The sequence below is a fragment of the Desulfovibrio sp. JC022 genome (genome assembly GCF_010470665.1).
Taxonomy (GTDB): domain Bacteria; phylum Desulfobacterota; class Desulfovibrionia; order Desulfovibrionales; family Desulfovibrionaceae; genus Maridesulfovibrio.
Genome location: NZ_VOPZ01000007.1, coordinates 247,304 through 267,977, shown reverse-complemented (window position 1 = coordinate 267,977; position 20,674 = coordinate 247,304). Strand labels below are relative to the sequence as shown.

22 protein-coding genes are annotated in these 20,674 nt (G+C 48.6%); all 22 read left to right on the top strand.

All coding sequences use genetic code 11. From position 1 onward, the window contains the following. Window positions 1-96 precede the first annotated feature (96 nt). Window positions 97-1,158, top strand: coding sequence for a hemolysin family protein (locus tag FMS18_RS13160; protein ID WP_163295134.1), 1,062 nt, complete (start codon window positions 97-99; stop codon window positions 1,156-1,158). A gap of 14 nt (window positions 1,159-1,172) precedes the next feature. Beyond that, window positions 1,173-1,589, top strand: a complete 417-nt coding sequence (locus FMS18_RS13155; protein WP_163295133.1) for a cytochrome c maturation protein CcmE — start codon at window positions 1,173-1,175, stop codon at window positions 1,587-1,589. A gap of 78 nt (window positions 1,590-1,667) precedes the next feature. Further along, window positions 1,668-3,545: a heme lyase CcmF/NrfE family subunit gene (locus FMS18_RS13150; protein WP_163295132.1), complete on the top strand. Its 1,878-nt coding sequence runs from the start codon at window positions 1,668-1,670 to the stop codon at window positions 3,543-3,545. Window positions 3,546-3,555: 10 nt separating this feature from the next. After that, window positions 3,556-4,236, top strand: coding sequence for an ABC transporter ATP-binding protein (locus FMS18_RS13145; RefSeq protein ID WP_163295131.1), 681 nt, complete (start codon window positions 3,556-3,558; stop codon window positions 4,234-4,236). After that, window positions 4,229-4,906, top strand: coding sequence for a heme exporter protein CcmB (locus FMS18_RS13140; RefSeq protein WP_163295130.1), 678 nt, complete (start codon window positions 4,229-4,231; stop codon window positions 4,904-4,906). The genes FMS18_RS13145 and FMS18_RS13140 overlap by 8 nt, the downstream gene beginning before the upstream one ends. A gap of 36 nt (window positions 4,907-4,942) precedes the next feature. After that, the gene (gene ccsA, locus FMS18_RS13135; protein ID WP_163295129.1) at window positions 4,943-5,608 is read left to right on the top strand and encodes a cytochrome c biogenesis protein CcsA; all 666 of its coding nucleotides are present in this window, start codon (window positions 4,943-4,945) and stop codon (window positions 5,606-5,608) included. 114 nt (window positions 5,609-5,722) lie between these two features. Further along, a complete protein-coding gene (locus tag FMS18_RS13130; RefSeq protein WP_163295128.1) occupies window positions 5,723-5,863 on the top strand; it encodes a CcmD family protein in 141 nt (46 codons plus the stop codon). After that, the gene (locus FMS18_RS13125) at window positions 5,853-6,473 is read left to right on the top strand and encodes a tetratricopeptide repeat protein (RefSeq protein ID WP_163295127.1); all 621 of its coding nucleotides are present in this window, start codon (window positions 5,853-5,855) and stop codon (window positions 6,471-6,473) included. Before FMS18_RS13130 ends, FMS18_RS13125 begins: the two co-directional genes overlap by 11 nt. A gap of 484 nt (window positions 6,474-6,957) precedes the next feature. After that, on the top strand, window positions 6,958-8,073 hold the full coding sequence (locus FMS18_RS13120) for a branched-chain amino acid ABC transporter substrate-binding protein (RefSeq protein ID WP_163295126.1): 1,116 nt from the start codon (window positions 6,958-6,960) through the stop codon (window positions 8,071-8,073). A gap of 76 nt (window positions 8,074-8,149) precedes the next feature. Further along, entirely contained in the window at window positions 8,150-9,052 is a 903-nt protein-coding gene (locus FMS18_RS13115) for a branched-chain amino acid ABC transporter permease (RefSeq protein WP_163295125.1), read from the top strand. Window positions 9,053-9,120: 68 nt separating this feature from the next. After that, window positions 9,121-10,344 (top strand): branched-chain amino acid ABC transporter permease, encoded by a 1,224-nt coding sequence (locus FMS18_RS13110; protein ID WP_163295124.1) that lies wholly within the window; start codon window positions 9,121-9,123, stop codon window positions 10,342-10,344. Continuing rightward, complete coding sequence (locus tag FMS18_RS13105) at window positions 10,337-11,140, top strand: ABC transporter ATP-binding protein (RefSeq protein ID WP_163295123.1); 804 nt, start codon at window positions 10,337-10,339, stop codon at window positions 11,138-11,140. Before FMS18_RS13110 ends, FMS18_RS13105 begins: the two co-directional genes overlap by 8 nt. Next, the gene (locus FMS18_RS13100) at window positions 11,133-11,840 is read left to right on the top strand and encodes an ABC transporter ATP-binding protein (RefSeq protein ID WP_163295122.1); all 708 of its coding nucleotides are present in this window, start codon (window positions 11,133-11,135) and stop codon (window positions 11,838-11,840) included. Before FMS18_RS13105 ends, FMS18_RS13100 begins: the two co-directional genes overlap by 8 nt. 396 nt (window positions 11,841-12,236) lie before the next feature. Continuing rightward, entirely contained in the window at window positions 12,237-13,694 is a 1,458-nt protein-coding gene (gene guaB, locus FMS18_RS13095) for an IMP dehydrogenase (protein ID WP_163295121.1), read from the top strand. Window positions 13,695-13,709: 15 nt separating this feature from the next. Beyond that, window positions 13,710-15,257, top strand: coding sequence for a glutamine-hydrolyzing GMP synthase (guaA, locus tag FMS18_RS13090; protein ID WP_163295120.1), 1,548 nt, complete (start codon window positions 13,710-13,712; stop codon window positions 15,255-15,257). 335 nt (window positions 15,258-15,592) lie between these two features. After that, entirely contained in the window at window positions 15,593-15,928 is a 336-nt protein-coding gene (tatB, locus tag FMS18_RS13085; protein WP_163295119.1) for a Sec-independent protein translocase protein TatB, read from the top strand. After that, complete coding sequence (gene tatC, locus FMS18_RS13080) at window positions 15,925-17,067, top strand: twin-arginine translocase subunit TatC (RefSeq protein WP_203544632.1); 1,143 nt, start codon at window positions 15,925-15,927, stop codon at window positions 17,065-17,067. Before tatB ends, tatC begins: the two co-directional genes overlap by 4 nt. A 38-nt stretch (window positions 17,068-17,105) precedes the next feature. After that, on the top strand, window positions 17,106-17,693 hold the full coding sequence (gene hisB, locus FMS18_RS13075) for an imidazoleglycerol-phosphate dehydratase HisB (RefSeq protein ID WP_163295118.1): 588 nt from the start codon (window positions 17,106-17,108) through the stop codon (window positions 17,691-17,693). Then, complete coding sequence (locus FMS18_RS13070) at window positions 17,693-18,349, top strand: hypothetical protein (RefSeq protein ID WP_163295117.1); 657 nt, start codon at window positions 17,693-17,695, stop codon at window positions 18,347-18,349. The genes hisB and FMS18_RS13070 overlap by 1 nt, the downstream gene beginning before the upstream one ends. Then, window positions 18,346-19,074, top strand: a complete 729-nt coding sequence (hisA, locus tag FMS18_RS13065) for a 1-(5-phosphoribosyl)-5-[(5-phosphoribosylamino)methylideneamino]imidazole-4-carboxamide isomerase (RefSeq protein WP_163295116.1) — start codon at window positions 18,346-18,348, stop codon at window positions 19,072-19,074. The genes FMS18_RS13070 and hisA overlap by 4 nt, the downstream gene beginning before the upstream one ends. A 12-nt stretch (window positions 19,075-19,086) precedes the next feature. Next, complete coding sequence (locus FMS18_RS13060) at window positions 19,087-19,293, top strand: heavy-metal-associated domain-containing protein (protein ID WP_163295115.1); 207 nt, start codon at window positions 19,087-19,089, stop codon at window positions 19,291-19,293. Between the two features lie 172 nt (window positions 19,294-19,465). Further along, window positions 19,466-20,659, top strand: coding sequence for an aminotransferase class III-fold pyridoxal phosphate-dependent enzyme (locus FMS18_RS13055; RefSeq protein WP_163295114.1), 1,194 nt, complete (start codon window positions 19,466-19,468; stop codon window positions 20,657-20,659). The last annotated feature ends 15 nt before the right edge of the window (window positions 20,660-20,674 follow it).

Below are 20,674 nucleotides of genomic sequence, written 5' to 3'. Positions count from 1 at the left end.
CCTATTTTTATTGCGCCACTATCTGCCTTCTGGTACTGATGCCAGTATCAAAAAGATGCCGGATGGCGTCATTTAATAACTTTAACTCAAAATTTAATGCTGGAATTAATACTTTCCGTTAGTGTAGCCACACTTATTTCTGCCTACTGTTCAGTCAGTGAAGCCGTATTTTACTCCTTTCCGTGGAGCAGGATTGAAACCCTGCGCAAGGAAGGCCATAAGTCCGGAGCGATTCTGCATAAGCTGCGTTCCAATGTGGACAGGCCCATCACTGCTATTCTTACCCTTAATACAATCGCCCACACTGCCGGAGCCGCGTTTGCCGGAGCCGCATGGGCCACTGTGTACGGCGCGGAAACCCTGCCTTGGTTCACCCTCGGCTTCACTATCATCATCCTCGTTTTATCTGAAATTCTGCCCAAGACTATCGGCATTGTTTATTGTGAACCTCTGGGACGGGTTTTGGCTCGGCCCATGGAAATTTTAATTTGGATCTTTCTTCCGGTAATTTGGATCTGTGGTTTTTTCTCTCGCCTTGTTCATAGGAAAGGGGATGGTCCGCAGGCTACGGAAGATGATATAAGAGCTATGGTCAGCTTGACCAGGAGATCCGGGGCGATCAAACCGTATGAAGCCCTCTCAATTGCCAACATCCTGTCGTTGGACGACAAGATTGTTGAGCAAATTATGACTCCCCGGACTGTTGTGTTCTCTCTTCCTGCTGAGATGACCGTAGCGGAGGCCCATGCCAAGTACAGCGCGTGGCCTCACAGCCGTATTCCTGTTTACGAAGGAGATGATCCTGAGGACATTGTCGGGGTTATTTACAGGCGTTCCGTTTTTGAAGCGCTTGCGGATGACCACGATGACGTTAAGCTTTCAGAGTTGATGAAGCCGGTCCGTTTTGCGCTGGAAAATATCACTCTTGATAAGCTGCTGGTTAAATTCCTCGAAAGTCGCATGCACCTTTTTGTTGTGCTTGACGAGTATGGGGGAATGTCGGGGGTTGTCACCCTTGAAGATGTTATGGAAGAGATCCTCGGGAGCGAAATTGTCGACGAAACCGATCAGGTTGTTGACATGCGTGAACTTGCCCGCAGGAGAAGAAAAGAACTGGTCGTCAGCAAGGAAGATGCTTCCGCTGACGTTTCGAAATAAAACGGAGTACGAGAATGGCCAAAAAGGGCGGAAAAGGCGTTTATTTTGCTGCCTTAATCCTTTTTCTCGGAGGGCTGGGATATCTTATTTATTCAGGTATTTCACAGGATAGCGTCTATTTTCTTAATGTTTCAGAGGCACTGACCATGAATGAGGCTGAGCTTGGACAAGCAAGGCTGTTCGGTAAGGTTGCGCCTCAGAATATTGATTCCAAAGCTGGTGGACTGGGCGTTGCTTTTGATCTTTCTGATCAGAAGGAAGGTTCCCGGACTATCCGCGTTGATTACAAAGGCGCAGTTCCCGATACCTTTAAAGAAGGGGTCGAGGTGATTGTGGAAGGGACTTTTGTCGACGGCAATAAGCTGTTTAAAGCAACCTCCCTGATTACCAAGTGTCCGTCCAAGTACGAGAAGGAAAACCGCGAGGGTTGATCCTGTCGGTCATGTTTCGGTCTTGGGCCGGGGTTTCCGTTTTTTTAAAGATTTTATCCGTAATGGAGTAAATATAATATGCAGCTTTTTGCCAACCTGTTGCTCCTCATCGCCCTGCTTGTGGCGTTGGGGGCGGGTGCTTATGCGTGCTTGGCCCTGCTTACGGGCAAACGCAGTGTGCTGGAATTGATTGACAAGGCGAATATTGCAATCGCCGGTCTGGTCGTCGGTGCCAGCTTCATCTTGACCGTTGCCCTTGTTAATAGGGATTATTCGTTCAAATACATCTACGAATATGTAGATAATACACTTCCCATTTTCTATACGCTTACAGCATTCTGGGCCGGAGCCGACGGTTCCCTGCTTTTCTGGATGCTGTCTATTGCTGTTATGGGAGTCATTTTTGCGAAACTTCCGCTCTTTAAGGAATTTTCAGAAAAAACAAGACTTTATTACTGGCTGTTTTATATGGTGGTGCAGGCTTTTTTCCTGCTCCTTTTAACAAGCTGGTCCAATCCTTTTATGGAACTGGTGCCAACACCTGCGGACGGGCGGGGCATGAACCCGCTGCTGCGTAACCCCGGAATGATTTTTCATCCGCCGCTGCTTTTCCTCGGCTATGCAGGGTTTACAAGTACTGCGGCCCTTGCTCTTGCAGCGTACCTTTCCGGTGAAGTTAAATCATGGGTTTCCTTTTCACGTAACTGGAATATTCTGGCCTGGATTTTCCTGACTGCCGGAATCGTTCTCGGTTGCTGGTGGTCTTACATGGAACTCGGCTGGGGCGGTTACTGGGCATGGGACCCCGTGGAAAATGCATCTCTTATTCCGTGGCTTAGTGCTTCCGCTTTCATGCATACCGCCATCATTCAGATCAAGCGCAAGGCCCTGCATAGGACTAATGTTTTCCTTATGGCGTTGACCCTGCTGCTCTGCATCTTTGCCACTTATCTGGTTCGTTCCGGTGTCGTGCAGTCCCTGCATGCCTATGGTGAAAATGGCGTGGCATTGCCGCTTCTGCTTTTCCAGCTTTCCTTTCTTGCTATGATCGTGTTTGTTCTTGTTGCCGGTCCTCGTCCTGAATCCAGGACTCTTTCCGGTTTGAACAGCAGGCAGGGCATGCTTGTCATAGCGGCATGGGCTTTTCTCGGCCTCGGCCTTGTGGTCGGTCTGGGAACCATGTGGCCGGTGATCAGCAAGATGTGGAGCGCGAACCCCATCGGGCTTGATGCACGGTTTTATAACCGCGTTTGTCTGCCCCTGTTCAGCTTGATCATCCTTATTTTTACGGTTTGCCCGTGGTATAACTGGAAAGAGGGTATTTTTGATAAGCGCGGTCTGTACCTTGTGGGCGGTGCTTTCATCGGCGGCGGTGCCATCAGTTATGCCTGCGGCCTTCACAATCCTCTGGGCCTGATTACCAGTGCTGCGGCCATTGCTTCTCTGGTCGGGATTATCGGCGTTTTTGCTTTTATCCCCCAGCTGCGCAAAGTTCGTTCCATGATCGGTGTTTACGGACTGCACTTCGGGATGGCTCTTGTTTTCCTCGGCGTGGCCTGGTCCGGTCCGAATAAAGTTGAGCATGAGTATGTGGTTAAGCAGGGCGAATCCGTCCAGCTCGGCTCCTACACAATGACTTTTAAAAAACTGGCTGAAGGGCAGACTCCCGAAATGGCGAAAATAGCCGCAATCGTGGAAGTCACGCAGAACGGCAAACCTGTCGGTCTGCTCGCGCCTGAACGCAGACTTTATCGTAACTTTGATCAGCCTTTTGCTGAAGTTTCGGTTATCCCAAGTCTCGGCAGCGAAATATACGCAACTTTGCTGAGCGTGGATGCTGAAGGTAATGCGACGCTTAAGATGAGCCTTAATCCGCTTATTAACTGGATGTGGATCGGTGGCACTTTGATGTGTCTCTTTGGATTCATGGCTTTTAGAAAACCGAAACTGACTTAGGCGGACTGAAGTGGCTGAGAATGAAAGTGTAGCTCTTAAGATTAGAAAGGCGGCTAAGTTCTTCGGAACAAGGCTGATCTTTAAGGATGTCAGTTGCGACGTATTGCGCGGGGAGATTCTTCTCGTAGTCGGGCGCAACGGCGCGGGGAAAACCACTCTGCTCAAGATCATGTCCGGGCTTTCACGGCCTTCAGCCGGGGGCGCGGAGATTTTGACGGAGCCGGAAAAAACCGCTTATCTGGGACATTCCACCTTTATTTATCCGCGTCTCAGCGGATTGGCGAACCTTTCATTCTGGGCTTCTATGTACGGCCTTTCTCCTTCCCGTGAAGAGCTGACGACTTTGCTAAAGCGGGTGGAGTTGGAGAAAGCTGCTGAAGAACAGGCCGGTTCATACTCAAGAGGTATGGCTCAGCGTTTGAATCTGGCCCGCGTTTTCCTTGTGAATCCGGATCTTCTTTTTTTGGATGAGCCGGGAACAGGGCTTGATCAGGCTTCGCTTACGCTTTTGCGTGATGAAGTTGTGGCCATGCGCGACCGTGGAACCGCCATTGTCTGGATCAGTCATGATGTGAACCATGATACTTCACTTGCGGACCGGGTCCTCGGACTTGCCGGGCGCAGGATGGCTTATCTTGGGGCTGCTTCTGAATTCGACCCTGAAACCATATTGGGAGGGGAGAATGCTTAAGCGTGGACTGGTCATTGCGGCCAAAGACCTGCGCCTTTCCATAGGCGGAGGGCAGGGGCTTACACAGGCGGTTTTGCTGGGATTACTGCTGATCTTTGTGTTCAGCTTATCGCGTCCCGCTGGGCAGCTGGTTGAACCGCAGGCAGCTTCAGCCATATTCTGGCTGGCCTCGTCTTTCGGTCTTGTTTTGGTTTTCAATACTTTGTTTTCAATGGAAGAATCAAATGAAGCGCGCTTGGGACTGCTTTCATCGCCTGTTCCCCTGCACGCTGTCTGGTTCGGAAAAGGTCTTGCCGGGTTCGGGTTGCTGCTTTGCTCGCAACTTGTTTTTCTCCCGGCTACAATTGTATTTCTCGGTCAGGATATGAAGGGATCATTTGCAGTTTTTGCTGCAACCCTGCTGGCTGCGGATTGGGGGCTGGTCGCCCTTGGGGCATTGCTCGGTGCAATCTCTCAGGGACAGGCCGCACGGGAATCCCTGCTTTCGGTGATTCTTTTTCCCCTGATGCTGCCCATCCTGCTGGGAGCAATACAATTGCTGACTTCGGTGTTTTCCGGGGTTAACATTATGGATCAGAGTTCGTGGATGGGGATTATTGTTTCCGCTTCGGCTTTGTTCAGTGGTGCAGGCCTGATCCTTTTTCCTTTTGTATACAGCGGCGAGCAGTAGGCACGCCGTTAAATATAGTTATTACGGAGCTTGTAAATGAATCTTGCAATCGCGGCACTGCTGGCCGGTATAGCACTTTGTGCCGGACAATATCTCATCTGGATGTACGCACCCGTTGAAATGACTATGGGGCTGGTCCAGAAGATTTTTTATGTCCACATGCCAATGGCGGCTTGGGCCATGATCAGTTTTTTCGTGGTTTTTGTTGCCAGTGCGGCGTATTTGCTGAAACGTGATATCAAGTTTGATTACATTGCCGGGGCTGCCGCTGAGATCGGAGTTGTTTTCAGCGGACTGGCCCTTGTTACCGGTTCCCTTTGGGGCAGGGCGGCGTGGAATGTCTGGTGGACATGGGACCCGAGGCTGACCACCACATTAATTATGTGGTTTGTTTACGCAGCGTATCTTGTGCTCAGGACTTCACCTATGTCGGCTGAACGTCGTTCCCTTGTTTGTGCGGTTCTCGGAGTTGTCGCATTTGTAGATGTCCCTCTCGTTTTTTACTCTGCGCGACTTTGGAGAAGTGTGCATCCCAATGTGCTCGGTGCAAAGGGCGGCGGAATGGAGCCTGAAATGTTGACCACACTGATGGTCAATCTGGCGGCATTCGGTCTGTTCTGGCTGGTTCTGCTGGCGGTGCGTTATCGTCAGGTCAGGCTCTCGGGTAAACTCGATGCCCGCATGGTCTGGGATCAAGATTAACTGACAAATTGCCATATAAAACGGCGAAGCCCTACTAAAAAAGTTTGGGTTTCTTAGACCCTTTCCAAAGGGTTTAAGCCCCCGGAGGGTCGCCGAAGGCAAGGAGTATATATAATGAGTAGTGAAACTTACCTTCTGATTGCAAATATTGCTGTGTGGACCGTGATTGCCGGTTATCTGGCATTTATCGCGGCTAAGGGTGCATCCATGGACCGCCGTATCAGACAGATGGAGATGCTCGATAATGACAAGTAAATCATTAAAGGATTTTACACTTAGCGGCGGACAGAAAGCCGTCGTCTGGCTTCTGGGCTTGGCTCTCGTAGCCTTGTTTATTTCCTCGCTGACTTACCGCATGAGCCATCCCGGCAATAAGGTTGAATTCCAGCAGCAGAGTAAAGGCGGCGGAATGTCCGGCGGTATGGGAGAGGGCATGAGTGAAGATGCTATGAAGAATGTACGTGCACTCATGGAACAAATGGGCAAAGAACCGGACAACTTGGAAATCCAGCTCGAGCTTGCCAATTCTTTTATGATGATCCGGGCCTATGGCCGTGCGCAGACATTCTTCGAGAAAGTGGTCAGCGTTGAACCGGAAAATGTGCAGGCCCTGATGGGACTGGGCATGTGTTACTATCAGGCTGAGCAGTTTGAGCAGGCCGCAACCGTTTTTGATAAAATCGTTGCGATTGAACCGGATGATTCTATGGCTGGATTCAATGCCGCTATTGTGAAGAAATACTACCTGCATAAGCATGAAGATGCTGATGCGCAGCTGAAACAGATAATAGCTAACCCCAAAACTTCAGCGGAAATGAAAAAACGTGCTGAAGAGGAACTGAAAAAGGATGCTCACGCAGAGTAATAATTTCAGTCAAATATAAGTCTAAAAAAGGGAATCCGTAAAAACGGGTTCCCTTTTTTTTGTGTTCTGGTTAAATTTGGCTTTGGTTTTAATGAAAAAGTAGTCAGTGAGTATTTACTTCGAATTTTATATTTTTTGACGGGTTTAAAAAGGGGCAAAACAGACTATTTTTTTACGAGCAGGTTAATTTGGCTTACTTTATTCGTAATTTGAAGCCAAACATTGACAAGTTTGCTCAATGCTGGGTAATTAATAGTGCAGGTTAGTTGTTTTTGCGCAATCTAATTATGTCCGTCTTGCCGGACCAGGACATCGGTTGTGGGAAATCAATGAATAGTCGCAGTCTGTTGTTTTCAACAGCTGTATTAACATGATAGGGTTATTCACGTTTCTTACTTGTGGCGAATCGGCACGAGTTGTTACGCAGGTGAATACGGTAACCGGGCTTGAACGGCCCAAATTAACGCAGTCAAGGAGTGTTATAATGAAACGTTCATTGCTGGTACTGATGGTCGCAGCTATGATGACCATCGGTAGTTTCGGTTCTGCTTCAGCAGGCAAAATTGTTCTTGGTGTTCCCGGTGCTCATAGTGGAGACCTCGCTTCCTACGGTCTTCCCACTGTTGAAGCTGCAAAGCTCGTAGTTAAGTCTATTAACGAGTCTGGCGGCGTGAACGGTGAGCAGGTTGTTCTTTCTCTTCAGGATGATCAGTGCAAGCCTGAATTCGCCACCAACGCAGCCATGAAGCTTCTCTCCGATCAGGTAAACGTTGTTCTCGGCCATATTTGTTCCGGCCCGACCAAAGCAGCACTTCCTATCTATAAAGAGTCCAATCTGGTTTGTATGTCTCCCTCCGCAACCAGTCCCTCGCTGACCTTAAGCGGCGACTATCCCAACTTTTTCAGAACTATCGCTTCTGATGACGCTCAGGGTGCATTGGCAGCTATGTTTGCTATTGAAAAACTCGGCCTCAAAAAGCCCGCTATCATCCATGATAAAGGTGATTACGGTAAAGGTTTCGCTGAGTACACTATGAAGTACATCAAAGAAAAAGGTGTTGAGCCTGTTCTGTTCGAAGGTGTAACTCCCGGTGCAGTTGATTATTCCGCAGTTGTGCAGAAAATTAAAGCTTCCGGTGCTGACGGCGTTATCTTCGGTGGTTACCACCCCGAAGCTTCTAAAGTCGTTTCCCAGATGCGCAAGAAAAAAATGACTATCCCCTTTCTCTCCGACGACGGTGTTAAGGCTCAGACCTTTATCGACATCGCCGGCGACGCAGCTGAAGGCGTTTACGCTACCGGTCCTCAGGACATTACCGGTAACCCCATGTATAAGGTTTCCCTCAAGCAGTACAAAGATTCTCATTACGGCGCTGAGCCCGGTGCTTTCTACTTTGAAGCATACTCCGCCGCTCTGGCACTGCTCAAGGCTATTGAATACGCCAAGTCTACTGATTACGACAAAATTGTTGAAGCTCTGCGCACCAACGAAGTTGAAACTCCCGTTGGTAAGATTAAGTTCGATGCCAAGGGTGACGCAATCGGTGTAGGTTTCTCTGTTTATCAGGTGAAAAACGGCGAGTACGTGGAAGTTAAATAAGCTTCTTTTTTTAGCAATTCCGGTTCAGGGGACAGGCTGTTGTCTGTCCCCTGGCTCTTGATTCAGCAGGGTCCAAATGGAATATTTTCTGGAATTATTTTTCAGTGGTCTGACCAGGGGAAGCATCTATGCTCTTATCGCCCTCGGTTACACCATGGTTTACGGTATTATCGAACTGATTAACTTTGCCCACGGTGAAATTTATATGATCGGGGCATTTGTGGGACTTGTTGTCGCAGGGATTTTGACTAGTTTCGGATTCCCGGCGGCTTCTATTATTGTTCTGGCTTCCATTGCTGCGATAATCTATGCCGCAGCATATGGTTATACCATTGAAAAAATTGCTTACCGTCCTTTGCGTGGTGCGCCGAGGCTTTCTCCGCTCATTTCCGCCATCGGTATGTCCATTTTTCTTCAGAACTACGTGATGCTGTCCCAGACTTCAGACTTTCTCTCCTTCCCCAACCTGATTCCTGAGTTTAATTTCCTCGGGAAGTATGAATCCATGGTCGGCTCATCTGACTTTGTTATCATTGTCGTAGCCGCTGTGGTTATGGTTGCTCTCAATCTTTTTATCAAATTTACCAGAATGGGTAAGGCCATGCGCGCCACGGCTCAGAACCGTAAAATGGCCATGCTCGTCGGCATCAATGTTGATCAGGTTATTTCTGCCACCTTTGTTATCGGTTCCGCACTTGCGGCTGTCGGTGGTGTGCTTATTGCCTCACACATTGGGCAGATAAACTTTTTTATTGGATTTATCGCAGGTATCAAGGCTTTCACAGCCGCTGTTCTCGGCGGAATCGGTTCCGTGCCCGGTGCTATGCTGGGCGGTCTTATTCTCGGCTGGACTGAGAGTTTCTGCACCGGATACGTTTCCAGTGACTATGAAGATGTTTTCGCCTTCGCATTGCTGGTCCTTATTCTCATATTCAGGCCTTCAGGACTGCTTGGAAAGGCTCCGATCCAGAAGGTGTAACAGCCTGGCTGATGGTGCGGGAGCTGTCTCCCGCTGATTAAAAATGATAAAAATGGATAATTTTTAATATGGAAGGCTTGAAAAAATCTATACTGGCTTCATTGTGGTTCATGTTTTTGACCCTGCCCATTATGGGGGTCTTCGTGAACACCATTGATAAGTCTGTCACCTGGCATTTGGACCGGGTTCTGTATGTAGGGGTGGCTGCTTTTATCTTATCTTACCTCTGGCGTTTCATGCTTGAACGTAAGGAAAAGGGGCAGAAGGCGGAAGAACAGGCCAGCGTTGAAAAGGTTACTCTTTTCAGCAAACTGATGGTCAATCCTAAAATATACTGGCCCGCGCTTATCGCTGTGGCCGGTTTTGCCGTTGCATTTCCCAAACTGTTTTCAATGTATCAAGTCAACGTCATGACTTCGGCACTCATTTATGTGGTGCTGGGGCTGGGGTTGAATATTGTTGTCGGTCTGGCCGGGTTGCTCGACCTTGGTTTCGTGGCCTTTTACGCAGTGGGGGCATATTCCTACGCGCTTATGAATATGTATTGGGGAATAAGTTTCTGGGTGGCTTTGCCGCTCGGTGCTTTGCTTGGTGCGTTTTGTGGTATCCTGCTCGGTTTTCCGGTCCTGCGTTTGCGCGGTGATTATCTTGCCATCGTAACTCTTGGTTTTGGTGAGATTATTCGTCTTGTGCTGGAAAACTGGGGTACATTTACCCATGGTCCTTCCGGTATTTCTAATATTGCCCGCCCTGAGTTTTTCGGCTTTGCCAAAGGGTTTATGGCCCAGATCAACTTTATGTATTACCTGATGCTGGTGCTGGTGATTTTCACCATCTTTGTGGTCAACAGGCTCAAGAATTCCCGTATCGGACGTGCTTGGCAGGCCCTGCGTGAGGATGAAATCGCCTGTCAGGCTATGGGTATCGACAAGATGAAGACCAAGCTGATGGCTTTTTCGCTGGGTGCCACATGGGCGGGTATGGTCGGGGTTGTTTTCGCCGCCAAGACCACCTTCATCAACCCTGCGTCATTTACCTTCCTCGAATCGGCAATTATTCTTTCCATTGTTGTTCTCGGCGGCATGGGCTCCATCCTCGGGGTTATCCTCGGTGCGCTGGTGTTGATTCTGCTGCCGGAATATATGAGGGAATTTTCCGAATACCGTATGCTGATCTTCGGTGCGACCATGGTTCTGGTTATGGTCTTCAGGCCGCAGGGGCTGGTTCGGGATGTTCGCAAGAAAATTGATATCAGCGCAGTGAAAAAGGCTTTAGGTGGCGCCCATGAGTAATGAAAGAAGAACTGTTCTCCAGGTTAAGGGCGTCAGCAAAGATTTCGGCGGTCTGCGTGCCCTCGATGATGTTGATCTTGATGTGAAGGAAGGGGAAATTGTCGCCCTTATCGGCCCTAACGGGGCGGGTAAGACAACTTTCTTCAACTGCATCACCGGAATATACAATCCCACCGAGGGTGATGTTAATGTTGATCCTTATGGCGAAGGATTTAAACGCATTAACGGCATGAAACCTAATAAGGTTACCGAACTGGGAATGGCCCGTACCTTCCAGAATATCAGGCTTTTTCCTTCTATGTCAGTAATTGAAAATGTCATGATCGGCTGTCATTGCCGGACCAAGGCAACCTTTCTTGGCGCGGTTTTCCGTGATCCTCGCACCCGCAGGGAAGAACAGGAGACCATCCTTAAAAGTTATGAACTTTTGCAGGAACTCGGCCTTGATCAGTTTGCTGATGAATTGGCCCGTAACCTTCCTTATGGCGCACAGCGCAGGCTGGAAATAGCCCGTGCTCTGGCGACAGATCCATTTATTCTGCTTTTGGATGAACCCGCAGCAGGCATGAACCCGCAGGAAACAACAGAGCTTGAAGAGCTTATCGTTTCCATCAAGGATAAACATAAAATCTCGGTACTGCTTATTGAGCATGATATGAAAATGGTAATGTCTTTGTCAGACCGTTTGTTTGTGCTTGAATACGGGCGTGAAATTGCCCATGGCACACCGCAGGAAGTCAGCGAGAACCCCGCTGTAATCAAGGCTTATCTCGGGGAGGAACTCGTCGATGCTTAAACTTAAAAACGTAAATACCTTTTATGGAAATATTCAGGCTCTGCGCAATATTAATATTGAAGTAGGGCAGGGTGAAATTATCACCCTTATCGGTGCTAACGGTGCCGGTAAAACCACTACGCTGATGACCATCAGCGGTGTGGTGCCTCCCCGTACAGGTGAAGTGCTCTATAATGGCGAGCCGATTCATAAAGCCAAGCCTGATAAGATCGTAAAGATGGGAATTTCGCAGGTTCCGGAAGGGCGTCTCATTTTCCCGGACCTGACCATTACTGAGAATCTCGACATGGGAGCGTTTCTGCGTGATGACAAGGACGGAGTAAAGGCTGACATGGATCATGTCTTTGAGCTTTTTCCCATCCTCTGGGAGCGTCGCAAGCAGCTTGGCGGTAACCTTTCCGGTGGTGAGCAGCAGATGCTGGCTATTTCAAGGGCACTTATGGCCCGGCCCAAACTTTTGCTTCTTGATGAGCCTTCTCTTGGTCTCGCGCCATTGATCATTCGCCAGATCTTCGAGATCGTGAAAAAGATTAATGAGGAAAGCGGCACCACGGTTTTTCTGGTGGAGCAGAATGCAAACCTCGCCCTAAAGACTGCCCACCGCGGTTACGTCATGGAAAACGGAGAGATTATACTTTCCGACACCAGTGATAAGCTTCTTGAGAACGATGATATTAAGAAGGCTTACTTAGGGCTTTAATCCCAGAAATTAAAATCCCCCGGCAAAAATGTCGGGGGATTTGTTTTTATTTAATATTATCGTTGAGTTGTGCTGGATATCTTTATGTGAAAAAAAGCATTTGTATTGTGGTGAGACACATAAGTGTTGACAAAAATCGGCCTTGCAAATATGCGGTGCCGAACACTTTTAATAACTTTTTGGTTACGGCCTTGAGTCCGTGGCAAAAAAGTATATAATCAGTTCATCAAAATTGAAATTCCCGGCAGGGAAGAACCTGCCAAAACTCCTGTGAAACAGATGGCACCGCTGCCCGGTAGATCGCCAAAAAGACCGGCCCGGTCCCTTGAGAGGAATCATATGTAATGATTTCTCTTTTCTTTTAGCTAATATTTCAAATCATTTTGCGAGGGCAATATGGAAAAGGTAGTAGGTCAGGCTCTGACTTTTGACGATGTTCTGCTTTTGCCCGCCTATTCGGAAGTTCTTCCCGATAGTGTGGACGTATCCGCCAAGCTCACCGAAGAGATTACTCTCGGTATCCCCCTTATCAGTGCAGCCATGGACACAGTTACTGAGTCCAAAATGGCTATTCAGATGGCACGCCACGGCGGTGCCGGAGTTGTTCATAAAAATATGAGCGTCCGGGATCAGGTCCGTGAAGTGGAAAGAGTAAAAAAATCTGAGTCCGGAATGGTTACCGATCCCATCGTGGTTCATCCTGATGATACCGTGGGTAAGGCTCTCGACCTTATGGCCGAATTTAAAATTTCCGGTTTCCCGGTTGTAAAAGGTGAGCACCTCGTAGGTATTATCACCAACCGCGACGTCCGTTTCATCACCGACCGTAATGTCCCTGTTTCCGAAGTGATGACCAGCCGCAATCTTGTGACTGTTTTGAAGGGTACCTCTTCAGAAGAAGCAAAGCGTCATCTTCATACCAACCGCATTGAAAAGCTGCTGGTTGTTGATGATGAAAACAAGCTTACCGGGCTGATCACCATCAAGGATATCGACAAGGTCAAGAAATATCCCAATGCTGCCAAAGATTCAGCTGGCCGCCTCCGTGTAGGAGCTGCCGTCGGTGTTGGCCGTGACCTCATGGAACGCAGCTCTGCGCTGATCACAGCCGGAGTTGACTTCCTGACTCTTGATTCTGCTCACGGACATTCCAAGGGTATTCTGGACGCTATTAAGGAACTTCGTTCCTGCTACCCCGATGTTCAGATCATCGGCGGTAACATTGCTACTTATGATGGCGCGAATGCTCTCATTGATGCAGGTGTAAATGCGGTTAAAGTAGGTATCGGCCCCGGCTCTATCTGCACCACTCGTGTTGTCGCAGGTGTTGGTGTACCTCAGATCACAGCCATTATGGAAGCTGCCAGAGCATGTAAAGAGCGCGGTATCGGCGTTATCGGCGACGGCGGAATTAAATTTTCCGGCGACGTTGTTAAGGCTCTGGTTGCGGGTGCAAATACCGTAATGATGGGCTCCATGTTCGCAGGAACCGATGAAAGCCCCGGCGAGAAAGTTCTTTATCAGGGTCGCAGTTACAAACTTTATCGCGGAATGGGTTCCATTGACGCAATGAAAAAGGGTAGCTCTGACCGTTATTTCCAGAAGGATACCAACAAGTTGGTCCCTGAAGGAATTGTCGGACGCGTTCCTTACAAAGGACCCGTTTCTGACAGTGTCTACCAGATCATCGGTGGACTCCGTTCCGGTATGGGTTATGTGGGTTGTGCTAATATTGATGAAATGGCTGAGAAAGCACAGTTCACCCGCATGTCTCCCGCCGGTTTCAAAGAAAGCCATGTACATGATGTAATCATCACAAAAGAAGCACCCAACTACCGGGTCGATTCTTATTAATATTCAGGAGTCGTCATGCAGCACGATAATAAAGTAATTATTCTGGATTTCGGGTCTCAGTTTACTCAGCTGATCGCCCGTAGAATCCGTGAAGCGGGTGTATATTCCGAAATTCACCCCTGTAATGTTGATCCGCAGAAGATCAAAGATCTCAACCCCGGCGCGCTTATCCTCTCCGGCGGTCCTTCTTCTGTTTTGGAAGAAGAGTCCCCGCAGCTGGATTCTTCTCTGCTTGAGCTTGGTGTGCCTGTTCTGGGTATCTGCTACGGCATGCAGCTCATGACCAACGATCTTGGTGGTCGCGTTGTTTCTTCCGAAGATCGTGAATACGGCCGCGCTGAATTTAAAGGCTCTGCTGATTGCGTTCTCTTCGAAGGAATCGAAGACGTGGAAAAACTCACTGTATGGATGAGCCATGGTGACCGCGTTGAAGCTATCCCCGAGGGATTCAAGGTTTGCGGTACTACCGAATCCATTCCTTTCGCAGCTATGGCTAACGATGAAAAGAAAATGTACGCTCTCCAGTTCCACCCCGAAGTGGCACACACCGAAAGCGGCACCACCATCATCAACAACTTTGTTTTCAAAGTTGCCGGCCTTAAAGCTGACTGGACCATGTCCTCTTTTGTAGAGAACTGCATCAAGGAAATGCGCGAACAGATTGGTGACAATCAGGTTGTTCTCGGCCTTTCCGGCGGTATTGATTCTACTGTTGTTGCTGTTTTGCTGCACAAGGCCATCGGCAAGCGTCTGCACTGCATCTTTGTAGATAACGGTCTGCTGCGTATGCACGAGCGTGAAGAAGTTATCGGCTTTCTTGAAGAGCATTTTGAACTCAACGTCAAGTGCGTTGATTCCGCAAAGCTGTTCCTTGATAAGCTCGAAGGCGTTGATGATCCCGAGCAGAAGCGCAAGCTTATCGGTTACACCTTCATTGATGTCTTCAACGAAGAAGCAACCGCGCTTAAGGATGTTAAATTCCTTGCACAGGGAACATTGTACCCTGATGTAATCGAGTCCGAATCCTTCAAAGGCCCCTCCGCGGTAATCAAGTCTCACCACAATGTTGGCGGATTGCCCGAAGATATGGATCTCGATCTGGTTGAGCCTCTGCGTGAACTCTTCAAAGATGAAGTTCGCAAGGTTGCTTACGAACTGGGTCTGCCCGAGTTCATCATCTGGCGCCAGCCTTTCCCCGGTCCGGGTCTCGCTATCCGTATTCTGGGTGAAATCACTGAAGAGCGTCTTGAAATCCTGCGTCAGGCTGACAAGATCGTACAGAACGAAATGCATGCTTCCGGCTGGTACCGCAAGGTCTGGCAGGGCTTCGCTGTTCTGCTTCCGCTCAAGACTGTCGGAGTTATGGGCGATGATCGTACTTATGAGCACGTCATTGCACTTCGCATGGTAGACAGCATTGATGCCATGACCGCTGACTGGTCACGCATCCCCAACGATATCCTCGCTCGTATGTCCAACCGGATTATCAACGAGGTTAAAGGTGTTAACCGCGTGGTTCTGGATATTTCCTCCAAGCCGCCGGCAACCATCGAATGGGAATAATTAATTTCCCGGAATTGAATTATTTAAATGCCCCCGGTTATCTGCCGGGGGCATTTTTTTATATAAAATAATATGATGCTAAACAAAAGATAAGAGGGGCAGCCTGTTAAGGTGGCAATGTTGGATGCTATGTGTCTGGCTGCATTAATTTGCAAATAGTTGAAAGTGAGCCGGTTGCACTGAATTTCGGTGACGATAAGACGTAGATAAAGTTTTAGAAATCGGTTACAAGACGTCAGCAAATTTTGAAAAAGTCTACACTCCCGCTCAATGGGCCGTGTCGGCTTTCCGCGCATTAGCGTGTTTTTTATTGTTGCAACGAAGAAGGAATTAATATGTTCGGTATCGGTTCAACAGAGCTTATAGTTATTTTGGTTGTAGCCCTTATTCTCATCGGACCCCAGAAGCTCCCGGAACTTATCAAAAATCTTGGTAAGGGACTTTCCGAAGTAAAGAAGATGTCCAATGATGTGAAATCCACTCTGGATGCTGAAATTTCCGCTGCTGACGAAGAAAGGATGCAGAAGGAAGATGCTGATCGCGAAGCTGCTCGTAAGAAGGCTGAAGCGGACGCCATGGAAAAAGCACGTCAGGCCGAGGCTGAAAAACAGGATTCTGATACTGACGAAAAAACTGCTGAAGCACCCAAGACCGAGAGCGAGAAAGCATGAGTTCAGCGGAGAAAGATTCGCGTGAAGTAGGGCAGGATGGTCCTGAAGAGAATCAGGTTGAAGACACTGCTGCGGAATCTTCGAATTCCGAAGAAGAAACCGTTGAAGGCACTGAGTCTGAAGCCGGACTGCCCGCTGAAAAAGATGCGGCTGATCCAGCATTGGCGGAAGATGATTCTTCAGAAGACGTAGATGATGCAGAAGATGATGAGGAGCTGGATGAAGAAGAAGCTCCCATGACTTTTCTGGAGCATCTGGAAGAGCTTCGCCGTCGCTTTGTCAGGATTTTTATTGCCTGCGGTATCGGCTTTCTGGCCTGCTATTCTTTTGCCAAGCCGCTTTTTTCCCTGCTCATGGCACCGCTGGTCGCGGTTTTGCCGCCTGATTCTACTTTGATTTTTACTTCCCTGCCTGAAGGTTTTGTCACTTATCTTAAGGTTGCTTTTGTGGCCGGGATTTTTACTGTTTCCCCATATATTTTTGCCCAAGTCTGGGGTTTTATAGCTCCCGGTCTGTACGAACATGAGCGTAAATGGATGATCCCGCTGGCTTTTCTGTCCGCATTTTTCTTTGTGGGCGGAGCCTTGTTCGGGTATTACGTGGTCTTCCCCTTCGGCTGTGAATTTTTCATGGGTTTTGCTGATGAATTTATTAAACCCATGCCCACCCTGCGGGAATATTTGGGATTCTCCCTCAAGCTGCTCTTTGCCTTTGGTGTTATTTTTGAGCTGCCGCTGTTTATCTTTTTCCTCGCCAGACTGGGCGTGGTTACTGCCGAAGGACTGCGCAGCAAACGCAAGTACGCAATTCTGGTTTGCTTCATCTGTTCCGCACTTCTGACTCCGCCGGACGTTATGACTCAGACTCTGATGGCCGGACCGCTGATTATTCTTTACGAGATCGGTATTTGGGTCGCCTACTTCTTTGGCAAGCGTGGCGGAAGGAAGCTTAAAAAAGCTGAGGCTGAAAATGATGGCCCTGATGATTCCGGTCCTGAAGGTGGAGAAGGCGCAGAACCTGCTGGCGAAGACAATCCTTCCGAAGCTGAAACTGTTGCTGACGAAAAACCTGAAACTGAGAAGAAAAAGAAGCCCAAGGCTAAAGATTCCGGTTACGACGAAGATTTGATTGAAATGTAATGGCCGCTATACAGGCCTCACAATAAGAGAGGTTGATTTTGTCACAGAGATCCGCATCAATTACCCGAACCACCAAGGAAACCGATATTTCCCTGAAGCTTAATATCGATGGCGAAGGCCGTACTGATATTGACACCGGGGTGGGGTTTGCCGACCACATGCTGACCCTGATGAGTTTCTGGGCCGGATTTGATCTTGATCTTAAGTGCAAGGGTGATCTCGAAATTGATTCGCATCATACGCTTGAAGACATCGCTATCGTATTTGGACAGGCCCTGTCGGAGGCCATGGGCGATAAAAAAGGCATCAACCGTATCGGTTTTGCCAAAGTGCCCATGGATGAGGCTCTGGTGGAGGTTGTAATTGACCTTTCAGGACGGGCCTATCTTGTGTATGATGACGACATCTTGCCCCCGATAATTGCCGGGGATGAAAGGGATGTCTGGCGTGAATTTTTCAAATCACTGGCTTTCAAGGCCGGTATGAACCTGCACATCAAGTTTGAATACGGACGTAACGGTCACCACCTGCTCGAAGGTGCGTTCAAGGCTTTGGGGCTTGCTTTCCGCAATGCTCTGTCCGTTGAAAGGCAAGGTGTTTCCAGTACAAAAGGGAGTCTCGATTAATGAAACGGCTTTTCCCTCTACTTATTCTTTGTGTTTTTGCCCTTGTCTCTCTCGGTGGTTGTGCCAGCAAGAGTGATCTAGTGAAACTCCCGCGTCCTGCTGGAAAGCTTGCGGTTGCAGGGTTCACCAATCCCGTTTTTAACTGGGAACTGCTGGCCGGCTATCTGCCGCAAGAAGGCAAGCCCATCAAGAAAGATATTTTGCAGCAGCTGGATGCAAAAATGGTCGGTGTGCTTTCCAAGCACAATGTTACCGCTTTTGCGCGTCCCGCCATTACTCGCCAGTGTCAGGAAATTGAAGTTTTTGAAAATTTGGGCGGTCGCCGCGAAGCCGCTTTTGCTTATTGGGTTAAGGTTGGCCAGTGCATGAGTGCCGACTATATTCTGGTTCCGCAGATTCTCTTCTGGCAGGACCTGCGCGGCATGCAGAAGGCGGATTTCAATATCCAGCCCGCATCTGTGATTATTGATCTTTTTCTTATCGATGTTAACAACAGGCGCATCATCAGAAGATTTCATTACGACGAAACCCAGCAGCCTCTAACCGAGAATATGCTGGAAGCCGGTACTTTCTTCAAACGTGGCGGCAAATGGGTTACTGCAATGCAACTCACTGATGAAGCTCTTGAGACAGGACTTATGGAGCTTGGTTTATGATCGTTTTTCCCGCTGTAGATATCAAGGACGGCGTATGCGTACGCCTCTCACAGGGACAGGCTGACGCTGTCACCGTATTTTCCAGTGATCCTGTTGCCCAGGCTAAGTACTGGGAAAATCAGGGCGCAAGGTATCTGCATGTAGTTGACCTTGATGGCGCATTCAGCGGAATGCCCAAGAATTTTGACCTCATCAAGGATATTTGCAGCCAGCTCAGCATTCCGGTGCAGCTCGGCGGCGGTATCCGTGATATTGAAACTGCATCCAAGTACCTCGAAGCAGGCGTAAGGCGTCTGATCATCGGCACCATGGCCCTTGAGGACGAGGAAACTTTCGCAGAGCTCTGCGCCAAGTTCCCCGGACAGATCGGGGTATCCCTTGACGCAGTTAACGGACAGCTCAAATCTCGCGGCTGGGTGGAAGATGCAGGAATCTCCATCTTCGACATCATCCCCCGCATCGAAGCTGCCGGAGCCGCATTTATCATTTATACCGATATCAGCCGCGACGGCATGCAGACCGGTGTGAACGTGAATGCCATGGCAGAGCTTTGCTCCAAGACCAAGCTTCCGGTTATTGCAGCCGGTGGCGTAGCGACTCTTGAGGATGTAATTAATCTTCAGCCGCTGGTCTCCAAAGGTCTCGAAGGCGCAGTTTCCGGTCAGGCAATTTACACCGGGACTCTCAATTTTGCTGAAGCCATTGAGTGGATTGAGAATAATTAGGAGATCGTCCTTATGAAGAAAGTAGAAGTTAAAGGCATGAGCTGCATGCATTGCGTAGGGTCCGTTGAGAAGGCTCTCAGCGCGATTGAAGGCGTTACTGACGTCAAGGTCAGCCTTGATGATGCTTGCGCCACATACGAAGAAACCAGCCCGGTAGATGAAGCCAAGATTAAGGAAGTAATCACCAAGATCGGCTTTGAGGCTGGCGAAGTTAAGTAGCCTTTATTTGATATGAAGTTTGAAAGCCCCGCACTTATCCGAGTGCGGGGCTTTTTGCGTTTGTTAGTGAACGGGTGGAGTCGCAAAAATAAATCAATCGGAAAATTGTTGATAGTAAATCTAAATCAAGCTAGTAGTTTGATGGTTAGATATAAAATAAGAGAGGCGTTTGATGGAGAATACTTTTGCTTTTCCCGGCCGTGATATGTTGGTTCCTGATATTGTGAAATCACAAAATTGCATTCTTATTGATGTTGACGGCAACCAGTACATTGATTTGGAGGCAGGTGTCTGGTGCACTAGCATTGGGCATGCAAATCAAGCGGTGAGATCTGCTGTTATGGCACAGATGGATTGTATCTCTCATGTTGGGTTTTGCTACAGTTCAGGAGTTGTTGAGCGCGCTGCCGGGGCGGTTCTTGATCTCATCGATCATAGCGGAGGAAGATGTTCTTTCTTATGTTCCGGGAGCGAATCTGTTGAGTATGGGGTTCGTGTGTTGCGCTCGTTGCTGAAGTCGAAGCGGATCATGACCATGTCGGATTCATATTTTGGTGCTTATGGTGATGCGTCAGTAAAAGACTCTGCACAGTGGTATCTTTTTGATTGGGAAAGTTGCGGCAAGTGTGATCAGGATAAATGTTCAAATGAATGCCCTGTCTATTCCGAAATTCCCTTTGATGAAGTTGGTGCTTTTCTTTTTGAACCCGGAAGTTCGTCCGGGATGGTTCGTTTCCCGCCTTCTAAATTGATCAACTGCATAGTTGAAGATGTGGCTGCGACTGATGGTTTGGTGATGGTTAATGAAGTCACTACCGGCGTGGGCAGGACAGGAAAATGGTTCGGGTTCCAGCATTACGAAATGCAACCGGACATTGTCGCCATGGGCAAAGGTATCGGGAATGGTTATCCCGTAAGTGCTGTATCCCTCAATCGTCGTGTGGTTGATTTGCTTGGTCCGGAAGCTATTGCCTATGGGCAGTCTCATCTTAATGATCCTTTGGGTGCAGCAGTGGTGGAAGCTGTGATTGGTGAGATTAATGCGCATAACCTGATTCAGCATGCAGAAGTGCTTTCTGATGTTCTTATGGATGGTTTGCAGAGAGTCGCTGCTGGTTCACAACTGATAGAATGTGTACGTGGCAGGGGGCTCATGGCGATTTTGGTCATGGCAGACCACATAGATGTTTCAAAAGTGGCAGAACTGCACAGGCGGCTTATTTCGCGGGGATTTATCGTTGATCATCGCCTCGGTACCAATGCCTTACGGATGCATCCTGCTCTTACTATCGGCGTGGAAGATATATATAATTTTATTGCCGTACTTGAGGAAGTTGTGGGGGCCATGGAGATTGAGCTTGGTTGATTTTCTGTTGAAAAA

Coding starts and splice junctions, on each gene's coding strand:
- tatC (WP_203544632.1), top strand. CDS start 15,925: ATGAGTTCAGCGGAGAAAGATTCGCGTGAAGTAGGGCAGGATGGTCCT.
- FMS18_RS13100 (WP_163295122.1), top strand. CDS start 11,133: ATGCTTAAACTTAAAAACGTAAATACCTTTTATGGAAATATTCAGGCT.
- FMS18_RS13150 (WP_163295132.1), top strand. CDS start 1,668: ATGCAGCTTTTTGCCAACCTGTTGCTCCTCATCGCCCTGCTTGTGGCG.
- FMS18_RS13105 (WP_163295123.1), top strand. CDS start 10,337: ATGAGTAATGAAAGAAGAACTGTTCTCCAGGTTAAGGGCGTCAGCAAA.
- guaA (WP_163295120.1), top strand. CDS start 13,710: ATGCAGCACGATAATAAAGTAATTATTCTGGATTTCGGGTCTCAGTTT.
- FMS18_RS13070 (WP_163295117.1), top strand. CDS start 17,693: ATGAAACGGCTTTTCCCTCTACTTATTCTTTGTGTTTTTGCCCTTGTC.
- hisA (WP_163295116.1), top strand. CDS start 18,346: ATGATCGTTTTTCCCGCTGTAGATATCAAGGACGGCGTATGCGTACGC.
- FMS18_RS13115 (WP_163295125.1), top strand. CDS start 8,150: ATGGAATATTTTCTGGAATTATTTTTCAGTGGTCTGACCAGGGGAAGC.
- FMS18_RS13140 (WP_163295130.1), top strand. CDS start 4,229: ATGCTTAAGCGTGGACTGGTCATTGCGGCCAAAGACCTGCGCCTTTCC.
- FMS18_RS13110 (WP_163295124.1), top strand. CDS start 9,121: ATGGAAGGCTTGAAAAAATCTATACTGGCTTCATTGTGGTTCATGTTT.
- ccsA (WP_163295129.1), top strand. CDS start 4,943: ATGAATCTTGCAATCGCGGCACTGCTGGCCGGTATAGCACTTTGTGCC.
- FMS18_RS13120 (WP_163295126.1), top strand. CDS start 6,958: ATGAAACGTTCATTGCTGGTACTGATGGTCGCAGCTATGATGACCATC.
- FMS18_RS13155 (WP_163295133.1), top strand. CDS start 1,173: ATGGCCAAAAAGGGCGGAAAAGGCGTTTATTTTGCTGCCTTAATCCTT.
- FMS18_RS13160 (WP_163295134.1), top strand. CDS start 97: ATGCTGGAATTAATACTTTCCGTTAGTGTAGCCACACTTATTTCTGCC.
- FMS18_RS13125 (WP_163295127.1), top strand. CDS start 5,853: ATGACAAGTAAATCATTAAAGGATTTTACACTTAGCGGCGGACAGAAA.
- FMS18_RS13060 (WP_163295115.1), top strand. CDS start 19,087: ATGAAGAAAGTAGAAGTTAAAGGCATGAGCTGCATGCATTGCGTAGGG.
- guaB (WP_163295121.1), top strand. CDS start 12,237: ATGGAAAAGGTAGTAGGTCAGGCTCTGACTTTTGACGATGTTCTGCTT.
- tatB (WP_163295119.1), top strand. CDS start 15,593: ATGTTCGGTATCGGTTCAACAGAGCTTATAGTTATTTTGGTTGTAGCC.
- FMS18_RS13130 (WP_163295128.1), top strand. CDS start 5,723: ATGAGTAGTGAAACTTACCTTCTGATTGCAAATATTGCTGTGTGGACC.
- FMS18_RS13055 (WP_163295114.1), top strand. CDS start 19,466: ATGGAGAATACTTTTGCTTTTCCCGGCCGTGATATGTTGGTTCCTGAT.